Source organism: Streptomyces phaeoluteigriseus, assembly GCF_001896135.2.
GTDB classification, from domain to species: domain Bacteria; phylum Actinomycetota; class Actinomycetes; order Streptomycetales; family Streptomycetaceae; genus Streptomyces; species Streptomyces phaeoluteigriseus.
This window is the reverse complement of record NZ_MPOH02000009.1, coordinates 386,525-397,016: the sequence shown is the minus strand read 5'-3', so window position 1 is coordinate 397,016 and position 10,492 is coordinate 386,525. Positions and strand designations below refer to the sequence as shown.

Here is a 10,492-nt window from a genome sequence, read left to right as displayed (position 1 = left end):
GGTTGCGCGGGCCACTCGGCCGCCGGTGCGGGCGCGGCGGGCTGGTACGACGGTGGCAGCGGCGGCAGCCCGCTCTGCGGGGCCGGCGGGGGGAGTCCAGGCGGGCGGAGCGACCGGCGCGGGGTCCTGCGGAGCGGCCGCGGCGGCGCCTGCCGGGACGGCGTCCGAAGACTCGGCGGGGACGGGTGCCGCCGCCGCGGGCATGGCGGCCGACGGCTCCGGCTCGGGCTCCGCCGACGCGGACGACCCGGCGGTGGGCGCCTCGTCCGACGGGTCCGCGTCCGACTCCTCGGCCGGAGTCCCGGCGACGGGGGACACGGCTGCGGGAGTCCCGTCCTCCTCGGCTGACTCGTCCTGCCGGACCCCGTCCCCGACCTCCCCGGGCACAGCGCCGGCGTCGGTCTCCCCGGCCTCCGGCTCGGAGCCCTCGTCCACCTCGGGGCTCGCCGCCTCGGCCGCGTCGGCCTCGTCGTCGTCCGTGGCGTCCGCCTCGGCCTCGCTGTCGGACGCCGTGTCCGGCGCCTCGGCCCGCCGCGCGATCTGCTGCTTCAGGGCGACCGCCGAGAAGCGCATGGTCGCGCCGCTCTCCAGGTCGCCGTTCCCGGGACCGTCCTCGTCCTCGGGGGACGGCGTTACCGGCTGTGGCTGTGGCTGTGGCTGTGGCTGTGGCGTCTGCTGCGGCTCGAACCCGCTGTCCGCCGGCAAGCCGGGCACGGCCACCGGCTCGCCGATGGGCTCCGCGGGCGCCGCCGGGGCTGCGGGAGCGGTGGGAGTGACGGGTGGCGCAGGGGGCGCGGGCGGGGTGAAAGGCGCCCCCGGCCCGGCCACCGGAGCAGGCGGCGAGAAGGGAGCGCCAGGTGCGGGCGGAGCCGGAGGGGCGTACGGGGCACCGGGCGTCACGTTCGCGTGGGCCGGCGGAGCCAGCCCCGGAATCGGGTCACCGGCCGGGAACCCGCCCCCGGGACCGCCGGGCGCACCCGCACCGGGACCCGAACCCGATGCGGCGCCCGGCTCCGAACCGGGCTCCGTGCCCGACCCCGTCCCCGAATCCCCCGCCGCGTTCTGCGTGTACCAAGCGGGCGGCGCGTAGTCGATGGTGAACTCGCCCGTCGCCTCGATGGCGGACTCCGCGTCGGGCTGGTCATCGCCGGGTGTGGCCCAGCCCCCGCGGATCCCGTCCCGATCGCTGCTCACAGTTCCTCCTGGTGTGGTCGCGCACCCTCGAGCCGTGCCGGGGCGACCATTTCTCGTCGTACGCAGTGGTCCGAGGCGGTCTGGGGTCGTCCGAAGTGCCGGCCCTCCCCCGGGACGTCGAAGCCCACCCCACGGTTTCCGGCATCGCGCCCGGCACCAGCCTAATCATCAGATGCCCCGCCCAGGCAGGCCCGCCCGCCCTCGGCACCAGTCCATCACGTCACCGGCCCTCCGACGAGTGGGTCCGCGTGCGTCGAGCCACCCGGCAAACCGGCCATAGCGTCACAACTGCCGTACGGGGGAGGCCGTAAAGGGGGAAGGGCGAGGAACGGACGGCAGGCCGGGAAGCCGGAGAGTCGCCTCAGTCCATGCGCCGCGGCGTGCCCAGCAGGCCGATCTCCGCGTCCGTGGGCTGGGTCATCACGTACTGCCGGTCGCGGTCGGCGCACCACAGCGTGAAGCCGTCGGCGAGCGTGGGCAGGGCCTCCACGTCCGCGCGCGGGAGCGCCAACGCGCGGCCCAGTTCCGCCGACTCGTCCGGCGAGATCCGCTGTACGCCGACGAGCCGGGCCTGCCGCAGCAGCCGAGGGGCGACCGGTGACAGATACGGCAGCAGCGTCAGCACGGCCTGCCACGGTCCGGAAGCGACGCGTCCGCGCGGCGGGCGCATCCCGCAGTCCCGCACCACCAGCACCGGCGTGCCCGCCGACGCGCCCTGCGGGGGCACCCGGCCGACCTCGTACACCGCGAGGCCGTTCTGCCCGCCGCCCATGGCGTGCACCATCTGCGCCCACGCCTGCGGCCGGCCCGTCTCCACGGCCACGCGGGCCCCGGTGGCCGCCGCTCTGAGCGCGAGCACCTGCGCGGTCCACAGGCCTCCGATCAGGACGACGTCGTACGGCGTGGGCCGGTTGAGGCCCAGGACGGCGGGCCTGCCCTCGGCGTCCACGCCGATGACGACGCCGTCGTCACCGATGGGCAGCGCGAGCGCGCCCAGTTGTTCCACCGACACCGAGTGCCGCGCGTGCCGCGGACCGATCAGTCCGAAGCCGGCGCGCAGCAGGCGGCGTCCGGGGGAGTCGGGGGAGCCGGGGGTGCCGGGGGAAGGCTCCGGCGCACCGGTCCTTGTCGTCGTCGTCGCCGTCACCGAACACCTCCGAGGGGCAGCGTGGCCAGGATGCCGGGCACCTGTTCGCGGTCGAGGCGGGCGAGTCCCGCGCCGGTGTGCCGGGCCGCGCCCTGCACCGCGCGCCGGGCCGCCACGAGTTCGTCGTCGCTGCGTCCCGTCACCCGGACGTGTCCGCTCAGGGACACCTCCTGGCGCTCGCCGCGCGCGAGGGTGAGGCTGAAGGTCGTGGCCAGCGCCGGGATGGCGGTGATCAGGGCGACGAACTGCGGCAGCGACGGGCCGCTGCCGCCGCCCAGGGCGGGCCACCGGCGCAACCAGTACGTCGTGTGCCGCCGGTTGTCGCACCGCCAGCTGCGGCCGGACTCCTCGGTGCGCCGGTCCACCGCCCCGGTCCGCCCGGCCTCCGCCGTCACCAGCGGGTTGGCGCAGACCGAGGTGGCGAGGGCGGCCGTCAGCCCCTCCTCGTCGAGCACGGTGGCACGGAACCCGGCGCCGGTCAGTCGGCTCGCCAGATGGTCGGCCGCCCGTACGACGCACTTCTGCGCGCCGGTGAGACCGCCGCCGCGCGCTGCCACGGCCTCCGGGCACAGCTCCGGGTCCAGCTTCAGCGCGATCCACGTGATGCGTACGGCCGGTGCGCCGGTCTGTTCCTGGAGCGGCGCGTAGTTCGCGACGGCCACGGACTGGCGCGGCAGGTGCAGCGCGGGCGCGGGCTGGGTGTGCAGCACGATCTGCGCGGACTCCAGGCGGATGCCGTCCACCTCGAGCGCGTCGTGCACCAGGGCGAGCGGCAGCGGCTGCCGGCTGCGCTCGGCCCGCAACGCGGTCGCGTCCGCCTCGACCTGGAGGACCGCGGTGACGAACGTGCCGTCGCCGACGATCCCGACGGGCCGCCGGTCACGGCTGCCGTACTCGTAGGTGCGCAGGCTCGGGTCGCACTCCAGCGCCGGGGCGAACCCCGGCTCGGTCCCGGGCGGTATCTCCAGCTTGGCGGCCTGCCGGCGGCGTACCTTCAGCGCCCGCGCGGTGGCCAGCCACTCCGGCAGCGAACGGCCGCGGCGGCGCGCCACGGAGAGCACCACGAGCACCGCGGCGACGACACCGGCCACCCCCAGGGCCACCGGCCCGACCGCCCAGCCGACCAGCAGGACGGCGACCGCGATCTGCCACAGGACGAGGCGTTGCAACCGGAATGCCCCGGCGTGCCCCGAACGCACCCTGAGCTGGAGCGCCCCCGGCGCCGCCGACCGCTGTGGCGCCTGCGGCGACCGCGCCGGCTGCGGTCCGGACGACGAGGAGCCCCGCGTCCGCGACCGGCCACCGGAGCGCACGCGCGTGCCCGAAGCCATCACTCCATCTCCCCGTTCTGCTCACGACTCGCCCGTATTCCAGCACCACACAGGGCACTTGACGGCCCCGGAACCCTACCCGCTCCCCAAGTCCGCGCGGATACCAGGCATAGTAGGGGGCCGCTCCGACATCGGGGGCGGGGGACCGCGTCACCCGCGCGTGCGGTCCGGACGGACAACGGGGAGAGACACAGACAGATGGCATCCCGGCGCGATCAGCTCAACGCCTACACCTTCGCGAAGCGCCGCATGCTCGCGGCCTTCCTCCAGTCGTCGCCGGACGGTTCGGAGGAGGGAGCGCCGCGACCGCTGCGCTCGGTCCTGCCCGGCATCATCGTCGGAGTGATCGTCATGGCGGTCTTCGGCGCGTGGGGCATGTTCAAGCCGACCGCGCCCAAGGGCTGGGACGAGCCCAACGCCAAGGTGATCGTCGCGAGCAAGTCGACGACGCGGTACGTCGTCCTCAAGACCGACGGCCAGGTCCAGCTCCACCCGGTGCTCAACATGGCCTCCGCGAAACTGCTCCTCGCCGACGGACAGGGCGACGTCGTGACCGTCGCCGAGTCCGTCCTCGACAAGGGCAAGATCCCGCACGGCGTCACCATCGGCATCCCCTACGCGCCCGACCGGCTGCCCCCGGCCTCGGAGGCGGGCACGGGGAAGCGCTGGGTGGTCTGCGAGCGTCCGGGCGCGGGCGGCGGCGGCTCCGTCCAGAAGGCCGCGCTGGTGCTCTCCGCGCGCGACATGAAGGTGACCGACGACAAGGGACGCCTGCGCGGCGGCCAGCTCCTCTATGTGACGGACCCGCAGGGCAAGCGCTACGTCGTCGACAAGAGCGGCGCCGTGTACCCCGTCGACAAGAGCGACGAGCTGCTGCTGCGCGCCGTCGTCGGCTCCGGCCGCGAGCCGCAGCGGGTCTCCGCGGAGTGGCTGGCCACCCTGCACCCGGGTGACGCGATCAGCTTCCCGGCGATCACCGGGCGGCCCGGCACGGCAGCCGGGGCACCCGGGCAGCTGGACGCGTCGGTCAACAAGGTCGGCATGGTGCTCAAGGCGTTCGACAACAACACCGAGCAGTACTACGTGGTGCTGCCCGGCCGGGTCGCCCCGGTCTCCGCGTTCATCGCCCAGCTGCTGCTGTTCAGCGAGGAACTGGCCCCGCTCGGCCAGGCCGGACAGGCCCACGAGGTCAGTCCGGGCGCGATCGTGCCGGGCCAGGCGTTCGGCACCGAACACAACTGGCCGACCGGCGACCCCGCGCCCGTCAACGAGGCGTCGGCGGCCTCCGGCAGCCGCAGCACCATCTGCAACGTCCTGCGCGACGTCGACGCCGACTCCGGCGCCACCACCCTGAGCACCTGGGTGGGCACCGACTACCCGGCCAAGCTGCCCACCGGGTCCTCCAGCGCCTACGTCACCCCCGGCTCCGGCCAGCTCTACCGCCAGTTCCAGGGCGAACAGACCAAGACGGGCCCCGTGTTCCTGGTCACCGACACGGGCCTGCGCTACGTACTCCAGTCCAACGCCGACAGCGCCACGGACGACGCGGGAATCGGCACCACGGCCAAGGAGCGCGAACAGCTCCAGCGGGAGGCACAGCAGGCGCAGAACCGGCTCGGCTACAAGGACGTGGACCCGGCGCCGATCCCCGCCGCCTGGTCGGAGTTCCTGCCGACCGGCCCGCGTCTGTCGACGGCGGCGGCACGTCAGCCGCAGGGCTCGTGAGGAGGCGGGCGACAGTGCTTCGGGCGACAGTGCTTCGTACGACCGTGGCGGCGGCCGCGACGCTGCTGACGACGGCCACGGTCCTCGCACCCCCCGCGGAGGCGGCCGGCAAGCTGCCCTACTCGGACCAGTGTCAGTTCCCCAACGGCCTCTACCCCGGCCGCCCCTGGTCCCTCCAGCGCGTCCTCCTCGACGAACTGTGGAGCCGGTCCAAGGGCGAGGGCGTGCGGGTGGCCGTCATCGACACCGGCGTGGACGTCAAGAACCCGCAGCTCACCGGGGCGGTCGACGCCAAGAGCGGGCGCAACCTGCTGCCGAAGGGCATCAAGGACGAGGACGGCGACCCGATCGAGCGCGGCAAGGAGGACGGCACGACCGACACCGTCGGCCACGGCACCAAGGTCGCCGGCATCATCGCGGCCCGCCCCGTCAGCGGCACCGGCTTCGTGGGCCTCGCGCCCGAGGCGACGATCATCCCGATCCAGCAGAACGACGCCGAGGGCCACGGCGACACCGCGAGCCTGGCCGCGGCGATCCGCCACGCCATCCGGGTCAAGGCCCAGGTCATCAACATCTCCCAGGACACCTCGAACGCGGTCCAGCCCGACTCCGACCTGGAGAAGGCGGTCGACGAGGCACTGGCCCAGAAGATCGTGGTCGTGGCGTCGGCGGGCAACGACGGCCTCGGCGGCAACGTCAAGAAGACGTACCCGGCGTCCTACGAGGGCGTCCTCGCGGTCGCCGCCTCCGACCGCAACAACGAACGCGCCTCCTTCTCCCAGTCCGGCGACTTCGTCGGCGTGGCGGCCCCCGGCGTCGACATGATCTCCACGGTCCCCCAGGGCGGTCACTGCTCCGACAACGGTACGAGCTTCTCGGCGCCGTACGTCGCGGGCGTGGCGGCCCTGATCAAGGCCAAGCACCCCGACTGGACCGCCGCCCAGGTCGTCGCCCAGATCGAACAGACCGCGGAACGCACGATCGCCGGCCACGACCGCCTGGTCGGCTGGGGCGTGGTCGACCCGGTCCGCGCCCTCACCGAGGACGACCACCCGATCGAGTCCCCGAACCCCCAGGACGGCCTCACCCGCGCCCAGCCCCCGACGGCCGCGAAGTTCCAGGTCGGCGAAACCCCCGACGAACGCAACGCCCGCCTCGCCACGTACGTGGCCGTGGCGGCGGCGGTGTTGGTGGCGGCCCTGGGCGGCACCGCGGTGGCGATCCGGGACGCCCGACGACGGGCGCGGAGGGTGACGGGAGGGGAGTAGGCGTCATCTCTCGACGGAGAGTGAACTGCACGGCTGGTCCGTGGTCATCGTCACAGTCCACGAAGAGTCGGGTGGCGCCCGACGCCGGTCGCCACAACGGGGGCCTGGGCGACGGCCGTTGCGTCCTGTGAAGAACCGGTGAAGTCGCGGTCGGCAGTAGCAAAGCTGTTTCATATGGCAGTTGGGGCTGTCGCAGGAAGTCACTACAGTGGTCATGTTGCGGTCATGAACACTTGAGGAGCGTGGGCTGCTCAAGGCGGCCGCGGACAACGGGGAGGGAAAGCTTCGTGCTTCCTGCAGACATGGGCGGTGGTGCCGCCGACGTACGGCGTGGACTGATGGCGCTTTCTACGTTCAAGAAGCGCGTGGACGACCTGCTGACCGCCTTCGAGAAGTCGGCGGGCGGCTCGTCCAAGGTCGCGTCGCACAGCCTGTCAGAGAACGCTTTCGGCATGGGTAACTTCCCGGAAGCGAAGACGCTCCACCTGGAGTACGAGCGCGTCCACGAGCGCATCACGACGCTGTCCAAGTCGCTCGGCCTTCAACTCGAGGCGATGCAGATCGCCGTCCACGGCGTGGACGTCACCTTCGACAATCTCGAAGACGATCTCCGGTACCGGTTCCACGAGATCCGTACCGAGGTCAACAAGGAACGCGACGAGATGCTCAACGAGCACCTCAAGCGTGACAACAACGCCGACCACACGGACGCGGGGTACTGATGAGCGGCGGAAACAAGAAGCCGGACCACTACCAGGCGGAGCGCCAGGAAGCGGCCCAGCAGAACTCCAGCATCGACAACCTCAAGAACAGGGCCGCTGTCCTCAGTCCGCCTTCCCCCGGCAGTCCTGCCGGCTTCGGCAAGACCAACTTCGAGGGCTACGACCTCAACCAGATGATCGACATCGTGGAGTCGGCCAGCCCGGAAGCGCTGGAGACCGCGGCCACGGCCCTCGTCGACGCCCGGGACGCCATCAACGAGGCCGCCGACGAACTCAGCCGCAACCTGGGCGCCGTCGACTGGGAGGGCGAGGCCCACACCGCCTTCTACACCTGGGGCATGGACCTGACCACCACCGCCCAGGCCCTCGCCGGCTACGCCGACGAGGTGGGCACACAGGTCCTGGCGGCAGGCTCCGGCCTCGCCTCCGTACGCAAGTCCATGCCACCGCGCGACACCCGCCTCGTTCCCAAGTCGGTCGACGAGTTCCCGATGCCCGCGCAGGTCGAGAGCAACAAGGACTACGCGGCGGCGGTCAAGGCCGAGAAGGACCGCCAAGAGGCGATCAACCAGATGTACCGGCTGGCGTCGTTCTACACGGTGTCCAGCGGGATGATGCAGCTGGCTGAGGAGCCGGTGTTTCCGAAGATGCCGGATGTGGGGGTGCCGCCTCCGCCGCCGGGTTATGGGGATCCAGACGCACCGGCGGCAGGGCGTGAGTCGCTTTCCCGCGTGGCTGATTCGAACAATTCAAGTATCACGGGTCAGCAGTCGGTGAACACCAGTGTCGAGCGGCCGCGTGCGGAGGAGTTGCCGACGTCTCACAAGGGTGTGGACGAGCCTGTCGCGGTTCAGGGACGGCATGTGGGCACAGAGATCGATAGCGTCGGCACCTTGCCGTCGCAGGACCCTGTGAAGTCGACGATCGTCACGCCGCCCTCAACGGCAGGTCCCAACGGAACGTCGACGGGAACAGTTCCTCCCTTCGCCGCTGGGGCTGTACCTCCGACGTTCGAGGGTCGGCCGGACGTTCGTCAAGGTTCGGCGGGTTGCCGAGTAACGGGCTTCCCAATGCGGCGCAGGGGCGAGTGGGGGGTGTGCCCGGAGGCACTGCGGCAGGGCGTACCGGGACCGGTCCCATGGGTCCGATGGGACGTGCATCGGCGTCAGGGCAGGCAGGTGGCCGTGGCACCACCGGTCCTATGGGTCCGATGGGACGTGCCCCCGTGACAGGGCAGGCAGGTGGGCGGGCCGCTCCCTTGGGGCGAGGTGTGGTCGGAGGGGTGCCGAGAGCGGGTGGGCAGGCGGCCGAACGTGCCGGGGGTGTCCCACGAGGACCGGTCACTGGTATGGGGGCCATCAATCCCGCGCGGCCAGGCCCTGCCCGCACCGGTGCCGGACGTACCGGCGACGGAGTGGTCGGGGGGAGGCCTGTCAACGGCGGCGTCTCCGGCGCCAGCGGTTCTAGGTTGCCGCGCGGCACGGTCGTCGGTGGTGAGGGCTCACCTACTTCGCGCGCCACGGGTGAGAGGCCCGGTCAGCGTGGGGTGATCGGGACGTCCGGTTCGACAACGGGCTCGGGGCAGGCGGCTCGCCGTCCTGTCGGCAGCCCCGACGGCGTAGTCGGAACACCGACGCGTCGAGCGTCCGGAGGCAGGAACAGCGGCAACACCTCTGGTGGTGCGGGCGTGCCTCGTGGTCCCGCGCGCAACCAAGGTTCTGGCGAGACACGTTCGCGCCGAGACGAGCGGCGCGATGACGCGTCGCCGACCGACTGACCGGACAAGAGCGAGGACAGGCAGAGGCATGGTGGCAGGGATCAGCCGGCGCGGCGGGCGAAGCGTGTCTTTCGCGGGGCGAAACGGGAGACGGGTCTCCGCCGTTTGTTCAGCGCTCGGCGCTTTGGCAATCCTTTCGGTGGGCCTGGCTCCGAGCGCTTCAGCCGCCGACGTCCAGTCCCAACAGTGGTACCTGTCGGCGATGAAGGCCGACGAAATGTGGAAGGTGAGCACGGGCAAGGGCGTCAAGGTTGCCGTTGTCGATACGGGTGTCAACCCCGATACCCCTTCGCTGAAGGGGCAGGTACTCGTTGGTGAGGTGTCGAAAGCCGTCGGCTACAAGGCGACCGAAGACTACTTGGGCCACGGGACGAGCATGGCAGAACTCATCGCCGGTACGGGTGCCGGCGATGGTTTGAAGGGCCTTGCTCCGGAAGCAAAGATCGTTCCTTACCGGATCGCGCTCAGAGGCCTGAACAGTGAGACGGAAAAGAAAAAGGCGCCCGAGCCAGCAGCGGTGATCCGGGCCGTCGCCGACACCGATATTAAGATCATTAGCATGTCGTTCGGTATCGATGTCGATTTCCCTGAAATGAGGGAAGCCGTCGAGTATGCCCGATCCAAGGGTAAGCTGATGATCGCCAGTACGGGAAATAAGGCCGAGGAGAAGAACTTCATCGGATATCCGGCTGCCTATCCTTATGTGGTCGGCGTGGCCGCTTCGGATGAATCCGGAAAAGTCGGCAAATTCTCGGAGCACGGCAACTACGTTGATCTGGCGGCCCCTGGCCTCGACGTACCCACCTGGTGCGACGAGACCTTCCAATCGTATTGCGTCGGCGTAGGAACGAGTATGGCCACAGCCATCACCTCCGCCTCCGCCGCCCTCATCTGGTCCGCCCACCCCGACTGGACGGCGAACCAGGTCCTCGCCAGCCTCATCGAGACAGCCGGCCGGGACTGGGCCAAGGACGATCCGAGTACGTATCTCGGATACGGGCTGATCCGCCCCCGCAAGGTGTTGGAGGACAGCAACTTCAATCCCGGCGCGGCCGGCACCGATCCCCTCGCGAAGGAGAACGCCAGGGGCGTCACGGGCGTGGCCACGAACAACTCGCCCTCCCCTTCCGCATCAACCTCGTCACAGCCGCCGAAAGACACTTCAGGTGGCCAGACTTCGGCGGCAGGATCGAGTTCGGACTCCTCCGACGACAACACCACGATGTGGGTGGCCCTCGGGGCCGCGGCGGCCGTGTTGGTGATCGGCGGCGGCGCATTCGCGGTGGTTCGTTCACGGCGAGGCGCATGACGACCGGCGTACCACGGCC

The 10,492-nt window shown here is 71.3% G+C and carries 7 protein-coding genes and 2 pseudogenes; 5 read left to right on the top strand and 4 right to left on the bottom strand.

Annotation, left to right across the window (positions count from 1 at the left end; all coding sequences use genetic code 11):
• The 4 genes and pseudogenes from BM536_RS44320 to eccE form a co-directional block, all read right to left on the bottom strand.
• Positions 1-573: pseudogene (locus tag BM536_RS44320) on the bottom strand (hypothetical protein); the annotation flags it as partial.
• A gap of 540 nt (positions 574-1,113) precedes the next feature.
• Positions 1,114-1,194: pseudogene (locus BM536_RS44315) on the bottom strand (SCO5717 family growth-regulating ATPase); the annotation flags it as partial.
• 361 nt (positions 1,195-1,555) lie between these two features.
• Positions 1,556-2,341, bottom strand: a complete 786-nt coding sequence (locus tag BM536_RS09480) for a hypothetical protein (protein ID WP_094102802.1) — start codon at positions 2,339-2,341, stop codon at positions 1,556-1,558.
• Positions 2,338-3,672, bottom strand: coding sequence for a type VII secretion protein EccE (gene eccE, locus BM536_RS09475; protein WP_094102801.1), 1,335 nt, complete (start codon positions 3,670-3,672; stop codon positions 2,338-2,340). Before eccE ends, BM536_RS09480 begins: the two co-directional genes overlap by 4 nt.
• Before the next feature lie 198 nt (positions 3,673-3,870).
• Here eccE and eccB point away from each other — a divergent pair, with 198 nt between their 5' ends.
• The 5 genes from eccB to BM536_RS09450 all read left to right on the top strand — a co-directional run bounded on the left by eccB (position 3,871) and on the right by BM536_RS09450 (position 10,473).
• Positions 3,871-5,397 carry a type VII secretion protein EccB gene (gene eccB, locus BM536_RS09470; RefSeq protein ID WP_073494884.1) on the top strand — a complete coding sequence of 509 codons (1,527 nt, stop codon included), beginning with the start codon at positions 3,871-3,873 and terminating at the stop codon, positions 5,395-5,397.
• Positions 5,398-5,426: 29 nt separating this feature from the next.
• Positions 5,427-6,665, top strand: a complete 1,239-nt coding sequence (gene mycP, locus BM536_RS09465) for a type VII secretion-associated serine protease mycosin (RefSeq protein ID WP_073494886.1) — start codon at positions 5,427-5,429, stop codon at positions 6,663-6,665.
• A 287-nt stretch (positions 6,666-6,952) separates the two neighbouring features.
• Complete coding sequence (locus BM536_RS09460) at positions 6,953-7,387, top strand: hypothetical protein (protein ID WP_245873344.1); 435 nt, start codon at positions 6,953-6,955, stop codon at positions 7,385-7,387.
• Positions 7,387-8,616, top strand: coding sequence for a WXG100 family type VII secretion target (locus tag BM536_RS40275; RefSeq protein ID WP_094102800.1), 1,230 nt, complete (start codon positions 7,387-7,389; stop codon positions 8,614-8,616). Before BM536_RS09460 ends, BM536_RS40275 begins: the two co-directional genes overlap by 1 nt.
• Positions 8,617-9,303: 687 nt before the next feature.
• The gene (locus tag BM536_RS09450; RefSeq protein ID WP_245873342.1) at positions 9,304-10,473 is read left to right on the top strand and encodes a S8 family serine peptidase; all 1,170 of its coding nucleotides are present in this window, start codon (positions 9,304-9,306) and stop codon (positions 10,471-10,473) included.
• Positions 10,474-10,492: the final 19 nt, after the last annotated feature.